Origin of the sequence: Apibacter sp. B3706 (genome assembly GCF_011082725.1) — a bacterium.
Taxonomy (GTDB): Bacteria; Bacteroidota; Bacteroidia; order Flavobacteriales; family Weeksellaceae; genus Apibacter.
The window spans coordinates 2,023,391-2,044,916 of sequence record NZ_CP049715.1 but is presented as its reverse complement, the minus strand read 5'-3'; the positions used below and the strand labels follow the sequence as shown (position 1 = coordinate 2,044,916).

General features: G+C 31.9%; 12 protein-coding genes. 2 read left to right on the top strand and 10 right to left on the bottom strand.

Annotation, left to right across the window (positions count from 1 at the left end):
* Nucleotides 1-54: 54 nt before the first annotated feature.
* From glpC to cycA, 5 genes are all read right to left on the bottom strand, one after another.
* Nucleotides 55-1,269 (bottom strand): anaerobic glycerol-3-phosphate dehydrogenase subunit GlpC, encoded by a 1,215-nt coding sequence (gene glpC / locus G8C41_RS08880; protein WP_166007351.1) that lies wholly within the window; start codon nucleotides 1,267-1,269, stop codon nucleotides 55-57.
* Nucleotides 1,250-2,530: a glycerol-3-phosphate dehydrogenase subunit GlpB gene (gene glpB / locus G8C41_RS08875; protein WP_166007349.1), complete on the bottom strand. Its 1,281-nt coding sequence runs from the start codon at nucleotides 2,528-2,530 to the stop codon at nucleotides 1,250-1,252. Before glpB ends, glpC begins: the two co-directional genes overlap by 20 nt.
* Nucleotides 2,520-4,181: an anaerobic glycerol-3-phosphate dehydrogenase subunit A gene (glpA, locus tag G8C41_RS08870; RefSeq protein ID WP_166007347.1), complete on the bottom strand. Its 1,662-nt coding sequence runs from the start codon at nucleotides 4,179-4,181 to the stop codon at nucleotides 2,520-2,522. Before glpA ends, glpB begins: the two co-directional genes overlap by 11 nt.
* Nucleotides 4,182-4,765: 584 nt before the next feature.
* Nucleotides 4,766-5,584, bottom strand: coding sequence for a 1,4-dihydroxy-2-naphthoyl-CoA synthase (gene menB, locus G8C41_RS08865; RefSeq protein ID WP_166007345.1), 819 nt, complete (start codon nucleotides 5,582-5,584; stop codon nucleotides 4,766-4,768).
* 245 nt (nucleotides 5,585-5,829) lie between these two features.
* Nucleotides 5,830-7,230 carry a D-serine/D-alanine/glycine transporter gene (cycA, locus tag G8C41_RS08860; RefSeq protein ID WP_255467090.1) on the bottom strand — a complete coding sequence of 467 codons (1,401 nt, stop codon included), beginning with the start codon at nucleotides 7,228-7,230 and terminating at the stop codon, nucleotides 5,830-5,832.
* Nucleotides 7,231-7,393: 163 nt separating this feature from the next.
* On the opposite strand from cycA, the gene G8C41_RS08855 reads away from it, so the two are divergent.
* Both G8C41_RS08855 and lpxB read left to right on the top strand, forming a co-directional pair.
* A complete protein-coding gene (locus tag G8C41_RS08855; protein WP_166007341.1) occupies nucleotides 7,394-8,173 on the top strand; it encodes an alpha/beta fold hydrolase in 780 nt (259 codons plus the stop codon).
* A gap of 200 nt (nucleotides 8,174-8,373) precedes the next feature.
* Nucleotides 8,374-9,492 carry a lipid-A-disaccharide synthase gene (lpxB, locus tag G8C41_RS08850; protein WP_160568713.1) on the top strand — a complete coding sequence of 373 codons (1,119 nt, stop codon included), beginning with the start codon at nucleotides 8,374-8,376 and terminating at the stop codon, nucleotides 9,490-9,492.
* A gap of 38 nt (nucleotides 9,493-9,530) precedes the next feature.
* Here the strand turns inward: lpxB and G8C41_RS08845 are convergent, their stop codons facing one another.
* From G8C41_RS08845 to tgt, 5 genes are all read right to left on the bottom strand, one after another.
* Nucleotides 9,531-17,033 carry an MBG domain-containing protein gene (locus G8C41_RS08845; protein ID WP_166007339.1) on the bottom strand — a complete coding sequence of 2,501 codons (7,503 nt, stop codon included), beginning with the start codon at nucleotides 17,031-17,033 and terminating at the stop codon, nucleotides 9,531-9,533.
* Between the two features lie 510 nt (nucleotides 17,034-17,543).
* On the bottom strand, nucleotides 17,544-18,206 hold the full coding sequence (tsaB, locus tag G8C41_RS08840) for a tRNA (adenosine(37)-N6)-threonylcarbamoyltransferase complex dimerization subunit type 1 TsaB (protein WP_166007731.1): 663 nt from the start codon (nucleotides 18,204-18,206) through the stop codon (nucleotides 17,544-17,546).
* A 5-nt stretch (nucleotides 18,207-18,211) separates the two neighbouring features.
* Nucleotides 18,212-18,409: a hypothetical protein gene (locus G8C41_RS08835; RefSeq protein ID WP_146105538.1), complete on the bottom strand. Its 198-nt coding sequence runs from the start codon at nucleotides 18,407-18,409 to the stop codon at nucleotides 18,212-18,214.
* Nucleotides 18,410-18,434: 25 nt separating this feature from the next.
* The gene (locus G8C41_RS08830) at nucleotides 18,435-19,574 is read right to left on the bottom strand and encodes an LptF/LptG family permease (protein WP_255466935.1); all 1,140 of its coding nucleotides are present in this window, start codon (nucleotides 19,572-19,574) and stop codon (nucleotides 18,435-18,437) included.
* Complete coding sequence (gene tgt / locus G8C41_RS08825) at nucleotides 19,532-20,662, bottom strand: tRNA guanosine(34) transglycosylase Tgt (protein ID WP_166007337.1); 1,131 nt, start codon at nucleotides 20,660-20,662, stop codon at nucleotides 19,532-19,534. The genes G8C41_RS08830 and tgt overlap by 43 nt, the downstream gene beginning before the upstream one ends.
* Between the last annotated feature and the right edge of the window lie 864 nt (nucleotides 20,663-21,526).

Genomic DNA, 21,526 nt, shown 5'->3' with positions numbered 1-21,526 from the left:
TATAAAAAAAGCCCTTATGATTTTTCATAAGGGTTTTTTACTGAAAATATAATATCAATCCTCTAATGCATTGGCAATTATACTAAGGGGATGTTCACATTTTTTAGTGGTAAACATTTCGATTTGCCATTTACAAGTTTCGCAATCGGTTGCAACAAGATCAAAACCTCCCGTTTCTATTTGATTAAATAATGGATCACCAATTTTTTTAGAAACTTCGTGATTTTCTTTTTTAAATCCAAAAGTTCCGGCAATTCCGCAACAATTAGATTCCAAAACGGTTACTTCTACATTTGGTATAAGTTTTAACAATTCAACGGAATAATACGTCCATCCTAATTTTGCCATGTGACAAGGGGTATGATACGCAATTTTTAAAGGTTTATTTTTAAACTTAAGTTTAGTGTCAGAAGAACTCAGTAATCGGTAAATGTATCGAGTAGCTAATTCTACTTGATCTTTAACGGAACTATTATCTACTCCCAAAAGATGAGAATGTTCATCACGTACAGTAAACGTACAGGAAGAAGAAGTAGTGATTACCGGAAGTTTTTTGTCTATTACGGATTTGCGAATTTCTGCTTCATCGATAGTCGCGTTTTTCTTAGCTTTATCTATAAAACCGTTTGATATTAAAGCAATACCACAACATCTTTCTTTTTCAAGAAGTTGAATCCCTATGTTCAATGAGTTAAGAACTTTGATCATATCCTTTCCAAGCTGCGGATTATTATAATTTACGTAACAACCGTGAAAATAAGATACTTGTGTTGGATATTTTTTTTGTTCTTCAGCAACATTTTTGTACCAACTTCTGAACGTACCGAATGAATATTTGGGAAGGCTTCTTCTCTTATCTATTTTTAAGATAGGTTCAATTAAGCTTTTAACCGGTTTAAAAGAAGTCATTGCATTCACAATAGGAGCAAATGGAGTAGCCAGTGTACCCATAAAGTCCGTGTGAGCAAGAATTACATCTCTTAAAATAGGTTTTTTCTTGCTGTATTTAATGCGAGCTATCTGGATTATATCACCAATCTTAACGTTAGATGGACAAGCAACTTCACATCTTTTGCAGTTAATACAATATTTTAAAGATTCGTCATAAAATTCAGGGTCTTTTAAACGTAATCTTTCTCCATCAGGGCCGGAATGTTTTGGTCCCGGATAATCGGGATTTACTTTGGATACGGGACAATACACCGTACAGATCGTACATTTAATGCATTGTTCGAAATTATTTTCACTTTTATTGAGCAATAGGTTCATAGGTCTTTTCTTTGATTAAAATTTGTTCAGCTACATATAATGCGGATAAAAAGGAAACACCTGCACCGCATCCTTCTTTTAATGGATTGAATCCACTAAGAATGGCACCTGCCACATATAGATTATCGATAGGCATATCGTTTTTTATACCGTGAAAATTTTTGTCAGTTTTAACACCAAACTGTTGATAATTTTGCTTTTCAAATAAATTACGATTATACCAATCTGCTCGATCTTGTAAATAATCCGTATCGAGGTCAAATACAGGTTCATAAACTTGTTTACTATCAGCTAATAATCCTTGACTAAAAAAGCTTCCGGAAGAAAGTATTACGTTTTTGGCAGAAATTGGAATATTTCCGTGGTTAAGTGTATATAATTCGGTAACTTGATTTCCTTCAATGTTGGCATGGGTTACGCTGTCTCCCAGCATAAAAATACCGCCCAATTTTGTGAAATAATCTTTTAGATATAATTGAGTACTAACACCTACTAGGGAAGGAGGGAAGGTCGGTATTAAATATATAGGTTTTCCTACCTTTTGAATGAGTTTAGGTAATACATCCGAATTTCTAAAGCCAATACAATCAGGGAAAATAATAGCATCGCATCCTTGACTTTTTTCAGTGAGAATTTTAGCCAGAAGATCTTGGTTATCTTCTTTGTCAAATACAAAGGAGAGGTTAGTAGATCTAAATTCGCTCGGATTTTTTCTGATTGTATTTAATTCCGGTAAGTTGAAATAGTTGATGGTAGTTTCCACACCTATTTTTTCAAATGCTTCGGAAATAAAATCAGGATTAAAATCTAAAAATCCCTCAACATTTATAATTGCTGCTTTTTTAATCGGAAATTTTCCATCTTCAAAAAAAGCAAAATTTGGCATGGTTAACCAAGTGGGTTTTATCATACCCATAGGGGTAATTCGATAATGATTTTTAGTTGAAGACCCTTGGATTTTTATTCCAATTTCATTTAGAAAATTTTTAGCTTCTTGGGCTAATTCTTTAAATTTAGATTCGCCCATTTTGGTATATGGATGATTCGGCGCTTGTTTAGAAAGTTCTAATAGGGAAGCTTCCGGGTTATTAACAGGCGTTCCGTCCGGAAGATTGTTTAACAAATCGAAGGAACCTGAAAAAAAATGTAAAGCACTTTGTCCGGAAGAGATAATAGCACATTTTTGCCCTTTCTGCATTAATCTAATTCCACTAACCAATCCGGTTAAACCACCTCCTACTATTACTGTATCAAATTTCATCTTTTGCTTTTTTAATTTGTTCTTGTGTCATATCTAATCCGCATACTCCTTCATAAACCCAACTGGTAAATTCACTTTCTCTTAAAGTATCTCCCCAGGCAATAGGACGTATACCTTTCCATCTTTCATTAAGGAAAATGGTTAAATCTTCTTTAGATTTATCCGGGCTTAAAACTTGATAATGGTTCATTAATCCGGCTGCTCTACAGGCACAAAGTTCTCCTTGACAGGTTCCCATGCCAACACGAGTTCTTCTACGAAGATCAATTAGATTGTTGACATGTAATTCATTAATAGCATATTCGACTTCTCCGACTGATACTTCCTCACATTCACAAACTAAACTATTTTCCGTAACCTTTTTTGCTTTTAAATTCTCTGCCATATCTCCCAATCTATAAATGGCAGATTTACGTATGGTAGTTGGTACTGAAGTCATTTTTTGATTTATTTCTTCAGTACTTTGTTGAGATCCCGGAAGATTGGATTCAGCGGTTGTACAAGGAGTTGTATTGTTTAATTTTTTACATACTAAGTCTGTAGCCCATTCAGCCATTAATCGGTACGTCATTAATTTACCACCGGTAATGGTGATAAAACCTTCCAGGCCATCTCTTGTAGCATGGTCTAATAAAACGATACCTCGGCTAACATTACGTCCTGTAGGATCATCATCGGAAGCTACTAATGGTCGCACTCCTGCATACCCACGTAATATTCGGGTTTGAAGCAGGGTAGGGGATAGTTTTCCACCTTCACGGATTAAGATGTCTACTTCTTCAGGAGTAACATACATGTTGTCAATTTCTTCGTAAGGGACATGGGTGGAAGTTGTACCTATTAAACAAATGGTGTCTCCGGGTACGAGGATATCAGAGTCCGCAGGTTTACGACAACGGTTTAATACCATATTGTTAACTCTGTGTCCAAAAATAAGAAGCGATCCTTTAGCAGGAAACATTTTTATTTTTAAATCAGCATACTCCGCAATTTTTTGACCCCATATTCCTCCGGCATTTACTACTACAGAAGCATATAAATTTTTTTCCTGTTTAGTTATATGATCATAAACTTTTACTCCGATAACTCTGTTCTGCTCTTTAATTAATCCTAAAACTTCATGGTAGGTTTCAATGGTTGCTCCATGTTGTTTAGCATCTACTATATTAGAAAGAGTTAAACGGAACGGATCTACAGTTCCATCCGGTACAACTACTGCACCGATTATAGAAGGATTCGCAGAAGGCTCTAAATGTAATGCCTCTTTAGGGTCGATGGCTTTAGCATCAATTCCTGCAGTATGGCAAGCCTCTATAAATTTAGATTGAAAAGCAATATCGTCTTCCGGTAAGGTTAAAAAAAGACCGTCTGTTTTTTCAACACAATGGCTGGCGATACGTTTTAAGATCATATTTTCTTTGATACATTCTTCAGCGGATTCTCTATCAGTAACTGCATAACGGCTGCCGCTATGTAGTAATCCGTGATTTCTTCCCGTAGCTCCTGTAGCTATATCGTGACGCTCTAACATAAGCGTACGCAATCCTCTCCTTGCACAATCTCGGGCAGTTCCGGCACCGGTCGCACCTCCTCCGATAACAATTACATCCCAAGTGTTAGTTTTACTAGAATTAGATAATTCTGTTTTCACAAATGTTTGGTTTTATTTTAGTAGCAAAATTACGAAAGAAAACGAAACAATATGGAGTTACTATTCTGATATTAATCATTTTTTTTAAAAACAGATAAGATAATTTTTTTTATCAATATATGATTGATGAATTAGATTAATTATTACTTAATTAATTGTAAAAGTTTTAATTAATTAAAATTTATTTACAAATTATTATGATGAAAATTTTTAGAAAAATTTTCTAATAGGGTCTACTATTACTTTTGTTTTTATCTGAAAAAGCGGTTTTAAAACGTAAGTAATGGTAAAATTTTATAAGGGAGAAATAGTGATTTTTTTAATAATGGAAAATAAAATAGATTTAATGGACTTGTATTTTTTTGTATACTATCTTTACCAATTATAAAATGAAAGATAGAGTATATAGAACTAAGAGACTTGATAATCAATGAAATTATTTCATCATTTAAAATAAGGTTGCTAATAGTTAAAAATTATTGTTGAAGTTTTAAAATGACATTGTTTTGTATGAACGATATAAAACGAAGTATTTTCATATTCAAATAAAAAAGTTCCTTGATTAAGGAACTTTTTTAATATTATTAAGGAAATTTAGGGAATTTTTTAAAATCGGGTTTACGTTTTTCCAAGAAAGCTTTTTTACCTTCTTGGGCTTCATCCATTAAATAATACATAAGGGTAGCATCTCCGGCTAATTGCATTAGACCATGCTGCCCATCGAGTTCAGCATTTAAACAACGTTTTATCATACGTAATGCCATTGGACTTCGTTGCTGCATAATTTCACACCATTCTATGGTGGTGTCTTCAAGTTGTTCCAAAGGAACAACTTTATTTACCATTCCCATTTCTCTAGCTTCTTCAGCGGTATATTGTTGGCATAGGAACCAAATTTCTCTTGTCTTTTTTTGACCAATACTTCTGGCAAGGTACGATGAACCAAAACCACCGTCAAAGCTTCCAACTTTCGGACCGGTTTGTCCAAATCTAGCGTTTTCGGAAGCTATTGTTAAATCACAAACGACATGAAGCACATGTCCTCCTCCGATAGCATATCCGTTTACCATAGCAATTACCGGTTTAGGAATTTCCCTTATTTTTTTATGTAATTCCAATACATTTAATCTAGGCACTCCATCTTCTCCTACGTAGCCGCCAACACCTTTCACATTTTGATCACCTCCGCTGCAAAAGGCTTTATCTCCCGCTCCGGTTAGAATAATTACATCAATTTCGGGATGCTCTCGACAATATTCCATTGCTTCAATCATTTGAAAATTGGTTTCCGGTCGGAAAGCATTATAAACTTCCGGTCGGTTAATAGTTATTTTTGCAATTCCGTTCCAGTATTCAAATAAAATATCAGAGTATTCTTTTATGGTTTCCCAATTTCTAGCCATATTGTATTAGATTTATTTTCGTTGATATTTTTCAAATTTAGGTATTTAATACCTATTATAAAAGTATGAGTACTAAGACTGCTTGTGTTTTACCACCAAACTATGGCAATTTTGAGGATAACGGACAACGCTTTTTAATTTAACTCTACAAACAATTTAAAATCTTAAATGATTAGTAAAGATCACTTTTTGTTTGAACTAATTGATTTTAGAAAATCTTTTTACTTGATAAAAGGTATAAAATTCTAAAAATGTGCTTTCCACTGGTTTTTTATTTGTTTTGGAATTATTGAGTAGCAAATTCCCAATAATATAAACCATAAAGGAGTAAAAATGAGAGCCTGTCTTGTGTCTTCTTTAAACCAAAAAGCCACAATGAGAAATAAGAAAAACAATAAGGATAAATAAATGGATAGAAGACCTCCGGGAACTTTATAATTTGATTTTTGGTGAAGTTCGGGTTTTCTCTTTCGGAATGAAATATAGGATATGAGGATCATAGACCAAATAAAAATAAAAAGTACGGTAGCAACTGTAGTTACCAATGTAAAAGCATACATTATATTTTCGTTTCCATAGCAAAGGATTAGTACGGCAGGGAGCAAACAGATGCAGGAGAACGTTAATCCATAGGAAGGAACTGAAGCTTTGGAAAGTTTTCGGAAATAAACAGGTGCTTTTTTACTTAACGAAAGACCGTATAACATTCTACTGGTTGAAAATATCCCGCTGTTAGCAGAAGAAGCAGCGGAAGTAAGTACTACAAAATAAGTTATACTGAATGCAGCAGTTATTCCGGCAAAAGAAAATAAAACAACAAAAGGACTTTTGTCGGGGTCTATAGTTCTCCAAGGCATTACCGACATGATTACGGCTAAAGAAAGTACATAAAATAGAATAACTCGAACAGGAATGGCATTAATGGCTCTGGGAAGAGTTTTTTCCGGATCTTTAGTTTCAGCAGCTGTCGTTCCTACCAATTCTACTCCAACAAATGCAAAAGCGGCGATTTGAAATCCCGCAACAAATCCGGTAAAACCGGTAGGGAAAAATCCGCCATCGTTCCATATATTGGAAAGCGAGGTAGTTACTCCGGATGGAGATTTGAAATGATTAATTATGAATAGTATACCGATTGCAATAAGGGAGATTATGGCAATAATTTTAATTATGGCAAACCAAAATTCTGTTTCTCCAAAAAGCTTAACCGTTAACAGATTTAAGCATAAGAATAATATTATACAAGCTAAGGCTGGAATCCAGGGTGCAACCATATTCGGAAAAAGATATTCTACATATCCGGAAATAGCGATTAAATCAGCACTTCCGGTAACTATCCAGCAAAACCAATATGTCCATCCCATAAAAAAACCAGCCATAGGGCCTAATAAATCGGTAGTAAAATCGACAAAAGATTTATAGTTAAGATTGGAAAGGAGCAATTCGCCCATGGCTCTCATGACAAAGAACAAAATAAAACCTATAATGGTATACACCAATAAAATTGATGGACCGGCCAAGTTTATGGTTTTTCCCGAACCCATAAATAATCCCGTTCCGATAGCTCCTCCAATAGCAATGAGCTGTATGTGTCTGTTAGTTAAACTCCTTTTTAACTGATTGTTGGAATTATTCATGTGTTCAATTTTTTTCTTAGTTATGTAATAATTAATTGTTTTGTTGATAAAATATAGTATAAAATTACATTTTTTTATGAAGTTTCACATATAAATTAAAACCTATTTGTGTTTCTATTTAAAAAATAAGTATATTTAAGAATATCCATATTTTTGTAAAAAAGATAATTCAATGGAAAATCGTGTCTTAAATTCAAAAATATTTGAAAAACCCGGAAAAATGCCCTTATTGATTTTTCACGGTTTATTTGGAATGTTGGACAATTGGGGGACTTTAGGAAAAAAATTTTCTGAAACCAATGAAGTACACCTTATCGATTTACGTAATCACGGTAGGAGTTTTCATTCAGATGAAATGAGCTACACAACCATGTCTGATGATATTGTTAATTACATGAAACATTATTCATTAGATAAAGCCATTTTATTAGGGCATTCTTTAGGAGGAAAGGCTGTAATGGAATGCGCTATTAAACACCCTGATCTTGTTGAAAAATTAATAGTTGTTGATATGGCACCTAAAGCGTATCCTCCACATCATCAGCAAATTTTCAAGGCATTGGAAAGCGTTGATTTTTCAAAGGCAAATCAAAAAAAAGATGTTGAAAATATGTTATCTCAGCATATAAGTGATGCCGGAATACTAATGTTTTTAATGAAAAATGTTTACAGAACGGAAGATAACCGTTTCGACTTTCGTTTTAATTTAAAAACCTTAAAAGAGAAATACAATCAGTTAATAAATAATACAATTTCTTTTGGAAAATATGAAGGTCCTACTTTATTTATTGCCGGAGAAAAGTCTAATTATATTTTAAAGGAAGATGAATTTTCGATACGTCAACAATTTCCAAATGAAAAAACGGTTGTTATCCCCCATGCAGGGCATTGGGTTCAAGTAGATAATCCTACAGTTTTTTATGAAACTGTAAGCACTTTTCTTCAGTCTTAATTTATAAAGATTTTATCCGCTTTTAAGTTATAAGAAGAAATTGTTAACACGTACATTCTAATCTAAGGATTATAAAAGTTAGTATAAGAGAAATTTAATATACGTTGGAGACAGATTGATTATTGGAAAGGGGGAAGAACGTATCTTTACAAGAGTAAGAAGGATGGATCGAACATTTTCTACCTTAAATTTTAAATAATATGAAATACTACATAATTGCGGGAGAGGCCTCAGGAGATTTACATGGTTCTAACCTCATGAAAGAAATTAAAAAAGAGGATCAAAACGCAGAATTTCGTTTCTGGGGAGGAGATTTAATGCAAGCTCAAGGGGGAATAATGGTTAAACATTATAAGGATTTATCTTTTATGGGATTTCTTGAAGTAGTGGCTAATTTAGGTACTATACTGGGTAATATTAACTTGTGTAAAAAAGATATTACTGCATATAAACCGGATTGTGTGATCTTTATTGATTATCCCGGATTCAATCTTCGCATTTGTAAAAGTGTGAAAAAATTAGGGATAAAAACATTTTATTATATATCTCCTCAATTATGGGCATGGAAATCCGGAAGGGTAAAGATTATTAAAAAATATATTGATCGAATGTTTGTAATTCTTCCTTTTGAGAAAGATTTTTATGCTAAATATAATTATCCGGTGGATTTTGTGGGACATCCTTTATTAGATGCTTTAAATTCATTACCTGAACTAGATCAAAATAAGTTCAGAAAAGAGCATGGTCTCTCGGATAAGCCTATAATAGCATTACTACCGGGTAGTAGAAAACAAGAGATTAAAAAGATGTTATCTCAAATGTTATCGGTGGAAAAAGATTTTTTATCTTATGAGTTTGTCATTGCAGGTGCACCCTCTATTGAAATAGAGTTTTATCAACAATTTTTGAATTCACATGTAAAGATCGTTTCCAATCAAACGTATAATTTATTGAGGATCTCTCAAGCTGCTTTAGTTACCTCCGGAACAGCTACCCTGGAAACTGCTTTACTGAACGTGCCTGAAGTGGTTTGTTATAAAGGCAGTAGAATTTCTTATGAAATAGCCAAAAGATTAATTAAGCATATACAGTATATTTCTTTAGTTAATCTAATCATGGATCGAAAAGTAGTAACCGAGCTTATCCAAGATGATTTAAATTACAATAATTTAAAGAGTGAATTAACTAAAATATTGGAGCCCGAAAATGCAGCAGAAATTAAAAAGAACTATATAGAGCTCAGGCATAAGTTGGGAGATTCCGGAGCTTCTTCTCGAACGGCTAAACTGATAGTTGAAGAATTAAAAAAGGATTCCTAATTTAGGAATCCTTTTTTTGTAATTATTTGAAAACTATTTTACTCTTTAACGATTTTGAATACTTTGTTTTTATATTTTAAAATATAAACACCGGAATAATAACCGTTAAAATCGACTTCTTTAATTTTTTCTCCCGGAGCAATGGTGGTTTTCATAATTAATCTACCCATTAGATCATAGATGCTTATTACTTCTTTTTTAACCAGTGGTTTTGAGAAAGCTATTTTTAAAATAGTTGAAACCGGATTCGGTGCTATTTTGATTTCTTTATTTTCTACCGTAATATCATCTACTCCCAGTGAATTTTTATTTATAACTAGTTTTACATTTTTAGATGAAGCTAAATAATTTGAACTTTCATTAGCTATAATGATAATATCATAAGAACCTTCTTCAATATATCCTTGTTGAGGAGAATAAATTAAATTAGTTTCTGTATGATTTAAATTGGCTTGAACATTTTTCACCGAACCGTCATAAATGAAAGTTTGTGTGTCATCAGCAGAAATAACAGACTTAGCCTTTTCAATTATTAAAGATATTTGTTTAGATACTTCCAAATAATTTTGAGTTTCAGGAGCACTTACGGTTACTTTATGTATACCTGCATTAATAAAGCTCTGTGGCGTATAAATTAAATTAGTTTCCGTATGATTCAAAGTAGCTGTTACATTTTTTACAGAACCGTCATATGTAAATTTTTGAGTTTCATCAGCAGAAATGTTTGCCACTGCCTTTTTAATTATTAGAGTTATTTGTTTGGAGGCCTCTTTGTAATTTTTGGACCCCGGAGCAAAAACGGTAATAACATATTCTCCTGCATTTCTAATTTCTTGTGGACTATAAATTAAATTTGATTCTGTATGGTTCAGGGTAGCTGTCACATTTTTTACAGAACCATCATAAGTTAATGTTTGCGTATCAGAACCGGAAATAATGGACGGAGCCTTATCGATGGTGAGAGTAGCCGTATATTCCGCAGAACCGTAATTAGGGTGATTTAATTTAGCTTTAACTAAGTAAGAACCGGCATTTGTATGACCATTGTTTTCATAAGAAACTTGAGTTGATTCCGGTATACCTGTAACCGATAAACTATGTGGTTTGCCATCATATATAAATGATTTACTTTCCAATAAGACAGAAGCCGGAAATGAATTAGTTGCAACAATTTTTAATTTAATATCTTTTGAAACTTTATTGTAATTAGTAGTTTCAGGAGCACTGGCCGTAATTATATAAATTCCTATATCTGTATATCCTTGTTGAGGTTCATAGGAAATTACAGCTTCGTCATGATTAAGTCTGGCAGTAACTTTTTTCACGGTTCCATCATAATCATATGTTTGGAATTCTGGAGCCATAATTTCAGCATCAGCCTTATTAATTTTTAATGTTACAGTTTTGGATGCTGCCTTATAATTTTGAGTGGCTGGAGCTTCAATGGTAATTTTATAAGTTCCTGCATTGATATAGCCCCCTTCATTAGGGACAAAATTGATTGCTGTTTCGTTGTGATTTAGGTAAGCATTAACTTTTTTAACTGTTCCATCATAGGTGGCAGTTTGTATCTCTTCGGCTGAAATTAATGTAGTAGCTTTTTCAATTTTTAAAGTGATTATTTTAGAAGCTTCTTTATAATTATCAGATTCAGGCGCACTCACTGTTATAGTATATTCCCCGGCATTAATGTAACCTTGTGGATAAATTAAATCAGTTTCCGTATGATTAAGGGTAGCTGTCACATTCTTAACTAAACCATCATAGATAAATGATTGTACATCATCAGCGGAAATAATTGCCTTAGCCTTATCAATGGTTAGGGTTGCGGTATACTCTGCTTTACCATAATTAGGATGAGTTAATATCGCTGTAACCAAGTATGTACCCGCCTTTATATGTTCATTATTTAGATATGAAACTTGGGTAGATTCCGGTAATCCGGAAATTACTAATCTATGAGGTTCTCCGTTGTATGTGAAAGATTTATTTTCCAACTTCACAGAAGTCGGGAATTTGTTAGGATAATTAATTTTCAGTGTAATTTCCTTAGAAACTTTTTTATAATTAGATGTTTCAGGAGCATTAGCTGTAATAGCATAGGATCCTACCTCAGTATATCCTTGTTTAGGACTATATGTTACATGAGCTTCTTTATGATTTAAAATAGCCTTTACATTTTTAACAGAACCATCATATGTAAATATTTGCGTATCATCAGCAATAATGGAAGCCTCTGCTTTTTCAATTCTTAAAATTACAGTTTTAGTAACAGATTTATAATTATTAGTTGCTTTAGCGGAAATGGTAATTGTATATTCTCCGGCATTTGTAAATCCATTTACCGGTGAAAAGGTTAATTCGGTTTCATTATGATTAAGTGTAGCTGATATCTTTTTTAAATTTCCATCATAAGTAAATGTTTGTACCTCATCGGCCGTAATTTCAGCATTAGCTTTTTCAATGTTTAAAACAATATGTTTTGAAGAATGTTTATAATTATTAGACTCTGCAGCTTTAGCGGTAATTGTATATTTACCCGCCTGACTGTATCCTTGTTGTGGAAAATAAGATAAGGATGTCTCATTATGATTTAGAGAAGCCGTTACAACTTTTTCTTTACCATCATAAGTGAAATTTTGTAAATCTTCAGCGGATATAATTGAAGGAGCTTTATTAATGATTAATTGAGCGAATAATTGAACGTCTTTGTAATTTTTATGTATTAAAGTGGCGGTAACTGTATATGTTCCACTTTTAATTTTATCATTATTTTCATAATTAATTTGTGTGCCTTCCGGATAATCTTCAACAAATAAACTATGTGGATTTCCATCATAAGTAAATGTTTTACTTTCTAATTTAATCGTTGATGGATAAGAAACAGCTTTATTAATATTTAAAGTAATGGATTTAGTAACAGCTTCATAATTAGAAGTAGAAGGAGCACTAACGATAATTTTATAGGAGCCGGCATCTGTATATCCTCTTTGTGGAGAATAGGTAAGTGTGGCTTCGTCATGGTTTAATTGAGCAACTACATTTTTTACTGTCCCATCAAAAGTATATGTTTGAATTTCGTTACCGGTGATTAAAGCCTCCGCTTTTTTAATAATAAGTTTAACTTTCTTTGAACCGGATTCATAATTTGTTGAAGCGGGTGCATTTATAACAATATCATAAGAACCTGATTCAGTAAAGCCTTTTTGAGGGCTAAAGGTTAAATCTGCCTCATTATGGTTTAAAGTTGCAGAAATGTTTCTTTGTTTACCATTATAGAAAAATGTTTGTATATCATCAGCAGAAATTATGGATTGTGCTTTTTCAATAATCAATTTTACATCTAATGATGCTGCTTCATAATTATTGGTTTGTCTTGTTTTTAATGTTATTGAATATTCTCCGGCATTAATATATCCTTTTTGGGGATGAAAATCAATGGTGGTTTCCTTATGATTAATAGAGCCGGTAACAGTTTTTTCCTTGCCATCATATGTATATATTTGTATACTTTGGGCTGTAATTACAGTTTTTGCCCTTTTAATTTTTAATATTACTTTCTTACTGGCCTTTTGGTAATTATCTGATTCCGGAGCTTCAATTTTTATTTCATAGTCTCCTGCATTAATATATGTATTGTTAGGTAAATATTGAAGTTGGCTTTCCGAATGATTAAGAGTGGCACTTATATTTTTCTCATTACCATCATAAATAAAACTTTGTTCGTCTTCAGCTATAATAATTGCTTCAGCTTTGTTTATTATAAGGTTGTTGTTTAGAATCAGTGTATTATAATTACTGTTTGTTATAGTGGCTGTCACCTTGTATGTACCGGAATTGATCGGTTCTTCTGTATTTTTAGGATATGAAGTATGTTTAACTCCTTCGTATTCATATTTTATTTCGGTATTGTTGGGGAGTTTATCTGAAACAGTGATAACATTATTATGTTTATCACCATTGTAAGTAGTAACTTTCTCATTAAGTTTAATACCGTTAAAATTTGCCTTATTAATTATTAATTTACCTTGTATCAACAGGGTATTATAATTAGGGTTACTTACTGTTGCCGTTACAAGGTAAGTACCACTATTTACAGGTTTATTTTTTTGTTTAGGATAGGATGTTGCATTAATGCCTTCGTATTCATACACTATATCGGTTTCTGCCGGTACAGTTCCGGTAATCTCAACAGATTTTTCTAAACCATCATAAGTAACACTTATTTCAGGTAATGAAATATTAGTAAAGTTTGCTTTTTCTATAACTAATATAATATCTTTTTTTGCGGCAAGGTAATTTTTTGTTTCAGCAGATTTTGCTGTTATGGTATACCCACCGGCATTTACATATTCTTGTTGGGGTTCATAAGTAATTGAAGAATCAGTATGATTATGGGAAGCGAATACTTTCTTTTCTTTTCCATCGTAAATGTAGGTATATAAATCATCCGAAACAATTTCAGTTATAGCTTTATTGATAGTCAAATTTGCTGTAAGAGTTGTTTCGCAATCAGTTGATTCAGAATTATTTTTTAATTGAACGATTACTAAATAAGTTCCGGCATCAATAGGAGCGTCAGAACTTTCATTATAAGAAGTATTCCCGATACCTTTATATTTGATTTCTGCACTTATATGATCCGGAAGATCATTTAAAATAATTTCTTTAGGTGTTCCATCATAAGTTACTTCTGTGTCTTTAATCGTAATATCATTAAAGCTGTTACATAAAGCTTCATTTTGATATTCATAAGCACCTATATCTACGGTTTTGTTAACAATTCGAGGGTTGTTGTCTAAGTCTTTATTCGTTGCAGTTATATACTCATTATTGCCCTTATTTATAACCGGACTGTTTAGATTTAATTTATATCCGTCTTCGAATAAAGGATCTGTTTGACCGCTTAAATTAAAATTATCGGTGGAAAAATTATATTGAACTAAACTATAATTAAAAATAGGTTTTTGACCTTCATCATTAAAGGTTGTATTGGGTTTGTTGCCCCAAATAATACTATTGTAAATTATTGGGTCAGCAGAATTACAATATAAACCACTTCCTCTATTAGCCAAAACTTCATTGTCTGAAACAGTAACATTTGTAAATTTAGATCCATCTGTTCCTTCCATATAAATACCTCCACCTACGTGGGATTTATTTCTAACAATTAAAGAGTTAGTTAATAATAAACCGGAGTTTTTATTAAAAATACCTCCACCTCTACCAATTACATTTTTATTTTTGGAATAAATAGTAATTGAATTATCAGCAATTAGTACATTAGTTAGTTTGGGTTGTATTGATTCATGATTATATATTCCGCCACCAACAGTGCTATTAGTTGCTTCAATTTTATTATTATTAATGGTAACATTAACTAGGTTAGGTGATGATTTATAATTATAAACGCCGCCACCACCAATTACCTCATTACCTTTTAATATATTATCTTTTATTGTAACATTGCTTAATAAAGGGCTAGATACATCAATTATTAAACCGGCTCCGGCATCCGCTGCTTTGTTTTCTTCAATAATCAAATTTTTTAGTTTGGGCGATGAATTGGAAAGATAAACTCCTCCTCCGTATCCTGTAAAAATCCAACTATTATTAAGCATAATGTGACAAAGGGTATTAAATGGCCATTTATTACATGCTTTAGTAGCTAGACTTGCATTACCTCCTTTTATAGTGAAACCGTCAAGAACTGTTTTTCCGGCATCTCCTGATGAAATAACAACATGGTAAACATTATCCCCTTGGAGCGTAGTACTATTATTTTTCCAATCTCTTTGACTAACGGATGTTTCTGTTCCAGTAAATCCACCATAAATTTCTACATTTTTTGGTAATACAAATGAACGATCATTAGCATTTCCTCCATCACCTGCAGTATATAATGGAGAATAAGAACCTTTAGCAACCCATATTTGGTTAACCTGTATCTCATTACCCATATTCTGCTCTTCGGCAATTTTTAAAGCATCAGCTAATTCTCCCAAAGCATTTTCCCAAGAACTTCCATCTCCATTACTACCTTTTTTAACATATAAAATGTCTTGTTTGGATCTGAAACCGGGCATAAAAACTGAATTTCTATTAGCATCCAGAGTGTAACTGAAAGCTACACTAAAATTATACAACGGATAAGGTTTGCCATGTAAAAAACTCCCGTCCTTATCTTTAGGTTCATTGTCCGGTCTTAAGGTTGTTTCTGATTTTTCTCTTGGATAGATATATTCGCCATCCTTTTTAGCATCCAAATCTACATAAGTAAAAAAAGCAGGATAGTTATCACTATCCCTTAGATTTCCGGCTTTAATCAATAATTTATTATTAAGATATATATTTTGCTGTCCGTATATGACCTCTACATTTCCGGTAATAGCATTTGTACAAGAAATAATTATCGTATTATTATTCGAATCGATTTTTACCTCAGATATATTTTGTTCCACCCCGTTATTCTTTATTTTAAATCCATAATTGGGAAGTGCTTGCACAAGATTGGTATCAAATACCAGAGGTGGTTGAGGTACATGAAATATAATCCCCACTGAATTCGAAGATATACGATAGATCTGTTTAGGTTGTAGAGGTTTAAAATCTTCGCCTAGTACTTGGGTTTTATAATACACTTTTGCCAACATTTCACCATACCATCTGTATCCGTTGGCATCCATATGAATTCCTCTGTGTGGCAAATGATAAATTGGGCCGGCATTTATAATGTCATCATATGTATTTGATAATTCTAATTGAGCGAGTCCAATATTGAGATTATCATCATTTCGTAACGATCCTACTTGATAGGTAATAAATACCGGTTTTTTAGTTTGCCCATAAGCATTCATGATATCTTTCTGCATATCATTTTTTAATTCAACCAGAAGTTTTTTATAACCGTATTTGTCAAGAGTAGCACCACTAGTATTATCATCATGAAGAGTAAAATAATTGTATTCTCCTTGAAGCCAAAAAATAGCCGGAGTGACCATTTTATAACCATTAGATCGGGCAATATTTGCAGCAGATTCAACTGATTTTAAAAAATAATTGTTATAATAATTAGTTTTAAAATACCCTTTTTTAGATAAAGCTTCAATGCTTTTTCCATTTTCTCCATCGGATGAAGCCAGATATTTAATCCCTGCTTTGGGTTGCTTTAATTGTAAATGGTTTACCAGGCCAACTAAAGGAGTTTCCGCTAAAGTAATGGATGCTCTGTTTTTAGGATAATTTTGGTACATTATGGCAGTGGAAGCTTTCAGCGGATTAAATTCTGTGAAATTGGTATTTCCTTGCTCGATCCAGACTTGATCTCCTATCATATAGTTTCCCTCAATATTTTCGGTAGATAGAGCGGGATACGATTGAGCTCCGGTGGACAAACTTTGTCCATACATAATTAGGTGTTGGTAGGTTCTCTCTTTTAGTGTTTGAGAAGATTCTGTAAGTATTGAATTTTTTTCTTGCGAATAAAAGGACCCAATGCCTATAGTTTGCAGTAAAATAAGAACAAAATATAGATGTTTCATAAATCAACTATTGATCAAAAAAATTAAATAATTAATTAAATTATCAAAGTGGATGAAGTAATCTTATTAATAAATAATATTTAAATAGAATTATATGGAAAAATGCAATAAAATTATATTAAAAAACTATTTAAACAACATAAACTAAAACTAATTACACACACACAATTTTGCAAAAATACAAATATTTCTATATTGTTATTAAGGTGTTTATCTTAATTTTTGTATAAAATTACTTTTTATATAATAAAATTAATTATAATTAGATGAATAATTGTTAATAGATATAAACTAAAAATATAAGAATTATATAATAGATTATATTTTATAAAAACAATTTTATAAAAAAATAATTTTTAATCTTATTGTAGAAATAATTTTAAAATTAAAATCACATTTTATAAATTATTGGGCTATATTAGTATAGAGTAAATGTAATTAGATAAGTTATTACAATCAACTTTACTTTAAAAGTATAAAGATCTAGTTTGGAATAGTAATTTGAGAAAACTATTTCCAATCTTTTAAATACAAAGGATCGAAATAGGCAACATCTTCAAATATAGTTTGTTGGAATTTTTTATATGAGAGATCAACCATATTTTTTGCTTGAGGATAAGCATTAATAAAGGTAGCGTTTTCCAAAGGAAATGAAGTTTCTTTCAAGAAATTTTCAGTTTTTTCAACAGCATCTCCAACAAAGAGTACTTTCTTTGAACTTATTTGTTCAAAAGATTTTTCATTTAAAACATGAGCATGAGTCTTAATTAGATATTCACCTTTTTTATTTAGGACTGACGTGTAAATTTCCATCCTTCTCGCATCAATAACAGGGATAATATAATCATACTCGGAATTTAAATAGGGAACGGCTAAAATATATAAAGAGTTTATGGAGATTAGTGGGATATCATTTCCAAAACAAAACCCTTTGGCTGATGCTAATCCTATACGTAAACCCGTATAAGATCCGGGGCCTTTTCCTACAGAGACGGCGTGGATATCTGAAAGTGCTAATTCTGCACCTTCAAGAGCCCATTGAATAAATAAATGAAGATTTTCGCTATGTTTATAATCTTGGGATATTTCTTCACAATATGAATTTATTTTACCGTCAGTTCCAATCGCTACCGAACAGTTTTTTGAAGAGGTTTCTATATGAAGAATGTTGATTGCCATTACTGTTTTTTCTTTTTCTTACGGTAATTTACAACTAATTGAATGATAATGGCAACTATTCCAATGCAAAAATAAACGATCGCAAAAAAATTATTTTGTGAGGGATCACCTTGCGAGCGGTTATACCAGAAAAACGAACGGATAATAAAATAAATACCAATTATAAATGCTATAAAATTTGCAATCTTTTTTTTCATCGTAATAGTAGTTTTACTTATTTTTTTATGCGTATGCGCGTTTTACATACAAGACTAAAGTAATTATACCAAAAATAATATTAGGGAGCCATACTGCAAACCAAGAAGGTAAAATTCCTTTGGAAGAGAATACTTGTAAGGCTTGGAAAGAAAATATATATAAAAAAGCACAGGATATACCAATCGCCAAATTTATTCCTAATCCGCCTCTTTTTTTGGTTGAAGAAAGAGATAAGGCAAGGAAGGTAAGAATAACTACAGCTACAGATGAGCTGGTTCTTTGATGAAGCTCATTAAGATAGATATTTACATTATTAGCACCTCTCATCTTTTCTTTTTTTATAAATTCTCTTAATTCAGGAGTATTCATAGTTTCTGCTACAAAGGCTTCAGGCAGTAATTCATCAGGAGTAAAATTAAAATGTTTTTTTAACGTATTTCCGTTTTTTAAAGATACTATATTTCCATTAGAAGACATTTCCTTTTCGTAATAGTTGCCTAAGACATAAGTATTGTCTTCTTCAGACCAATAAATTTCAGCAGAACGTAATTCATGCAGCAATATTCTTTTTTCATTAAATTTCTGATATAAAAATCCCGTTCCTCTCTTCATTTGACGATTATAACTGTTAACGAAAATATATTCTGTAGGAGATATTTGTGCAGATATATTTTGATTGGCCATATAGGCATCTTTTTTGTTTCCGGTAAGAATTTTTACATTAAACTCATTCTTTTTAATGTTTGCCCAAGGAAGAAGAAAATGATTGGTCATAAAAGAACCTAACGCAATCATGATTCCCACGATAAAATAGGGTCGTGAAAATCTGAAAAAACTGGTCCCTGAGCTGGTTATGGCAACAATTTCCGTATTATTTGCCATTCGAGAGGTAAAATAAATTACTGAAATAAAAACCAGTATGGATGCAAAAACATTTACTGCCCAAATAACATAAAACGGATAATATAATTTTAGGGTATCCAATACGGAAAATCCGTTTTCGCTGAATTCCTGATAATGACTTTGAATATCAATAATCACAAAAACAGCAATTAAAAGAAGCAGCATGAAAAACAAGGTTCCCAGAAAGTTTCGAATAATATACCGGTCTAAAATAGTAATCATAATCTGTTTCTTAGCTGCGGAATGACCGATTTTTTCCAACTTGTAAAATCACCTTCTACAATATGTTTACGAGCGGTTTTAACCAAGTCTAAATAAAAAGCAAGATTATGTACAGAAGCAATTTGTTTTCCTAAAAATTCATTAGCAGAAAACAAATGCCTTAGATAGGCTTTGGAGTAATCATGGTCAACAAAAGCAGTACCTTTAGGGTCCAGTTCGGAAAAATCATCCGCCCATTTTTTGTTTTTAATATTAATAACGCCATCCCAGGTAAATAGCATACCGTTTCGGGCATTTCGAGTAGGCATTACACAGTCCATCATATCAATACCTAAAGAAATGGATTCCAAAATATTCCATGGAGTACCTACACCCATTAAATATCTCGGTTTTTCAAGAGGCAAAATATCGGTTACCAAATCGGTGATACGATACATTTCTTCTTCCGGTTCTCCAACGCTTAACCCACCAATAGCATTACCATCCGCATTGACAGAGGAAATAAATTCTGCTGAAAATTTGCGTAAATCATCGAAGGTACTTCCTTGTACAATAGGGAATAAATGTTGTTTATAATTATAAAATTCCGGATTTTCATCACACCATTTCACACAACGTTTAAGCCATTTATGCGTAATTTCCAATGAATTTTTAGCATAGGAATAATCGCAAGGATAGGGGGTACATTCATCAAACGCCATAAAGATATCCCCTCCGATATATCGTTGGATTTCCATAGATTTTTCAGGTGTAAAAAAATGATACGATCCGTCAATGTGCGATTTAAATTTTACTCCTTCTTCTTGGATTTTACGAGTTTGAGAAAGAGAAAATACTTGATAACCTCCACTATCTGTAAGGATAGGACGATCCCAATGGATAAATTTATGTAACCCTCCGGCCTTGTATAATATATCGGTACCCGGTCTAAGATATAGATGATAAGTATTTCCTAAAATGATTTGGGCTTTAATATCTTCTTTTAGTTCTCTCTGATGTACTGATTTTACTGATCCAACCGTTCCTACCGGCATAAAAATAGGGGTTTCTACTTTTCCATGATCGGTTTGCAGAATACCTGCTCTTGCTTTAGAATTTTTATCTTTAACGTTACTACTAAAAAACATAAATGCAAATATATAAACTGATTTAAAAAATATTCTAAAAAAGGATGTTTTTTAACATTTAAGATAACCTGTTAATTTTGACTATTTTGCTTTTTAAATGTTGGGTTTGATATTTAATTAAATAGAGTATTCTTGGATAAAGAATGATAATTTTTATATATTTGTAAAAATGTAATCATTTTTCATTTAAAAGATTGATGATGTCATGCTGATAAAGCTTTTTTAATATGATGTTTTAGTGATCGATCATTCACAACTTTAATTATTACAATGAAGTATACTTAGTGTTGTGAATTGTTTCAAATTTTATTAGATTAGATATACCGAGTTTTCATAATAACAACTAGTGAACAACTTGATGTGAGAATGTTGTGAACTGCTTTTAGGTAATTTAAATCATAATGGTATAAATCAAATCGCAAGTACCCCTAAGGGTTGGAAAATATGTAATGTTGTGAATTGATTTCAAATTTTATTAGATATAGAAATATAGTATTGACTTTTAAACGGGTATTTTATTTTTTTTTATTGTTCTCAAAACTGATTGAATAGTACCCTTATAGGTCAATTTAGCTTTCAATTAATTCATCCATCAGATTCGGTTTACATTTATGTGTAATGTAGTCAATCCTGTGTTTTTTATTTTTTAACTTATTTTAGTAGTTTCTAATTAATAAAATTATTTTTTTATTTTGGAACTCATTTAAAAACTTCCTATGCCCAGCCTGAACTATCTCAAGTATAATGATAATTTTTGCAACATAATTTAAACTTTCAACTTCTAAGGCTCCTTTTAAATCTAAGCCTGATTCTTATCGAGATGGTGCTAAAAAATGAGCTTTTTGAGCACAAGTATCTAATTTA

Bases quoted from the DNA above. Each gene is read 5' to 3' on its own strand.
- glpC (WP_166007351.1), bottom strand. From the start codon at position 1,269: ATGAACCTATTGCTCAATAAAAGTGAAAATAATTTCGAACAATGCATT.
- glpB (WP_166007349.1), bottom strand. From the start codon at position 2,530: ATGAAATTTGATACAGTAATAGTAGGAGGTGGTTTAACCGGATTGGTT.
- menB (WP_166007345.1), bottom strand. From the start codon at position 5,584: ATGGCTAGAAATTGGGAAACCATAAAAGAATACTCTGATATTTTATTT.
- G8C41_RS08855 (WP_166007341.1), top strand. From the start codon at position 7,394: ATGGAAAATCGTGTCTTAAATTCAAAAATATTTGAAAAACCCGGAAAA.
- lpxB (WP_160568713.1), top strand. From the start codon at position 8,374: ATGAAATACTACATAATTGCGGGAGAGGCCTCAGGAGATTTACATGGT.
- G8C41_RS08845 (WP_166007339.1), bottom strand. From the start codon at position 17,033: ATGAAACATCTATATTTTGTTCTTATTTTACTGCAAACTATAGGCATT.
- G8C41_RS08835 (WP_146105538.1), bottom strand. From the start codon at position 18,409: ATGAAAAAAAAGATTGCAAATTTTATAGCATTTATAATTGGTATTTAT.
- tgt (WP_166007337.1), bottom strand. From the start codon at position 20,662: ATGTTTTTTAGTAGTAACGTTAAAGATAAAAATTCTAAAGCAAGAGCA.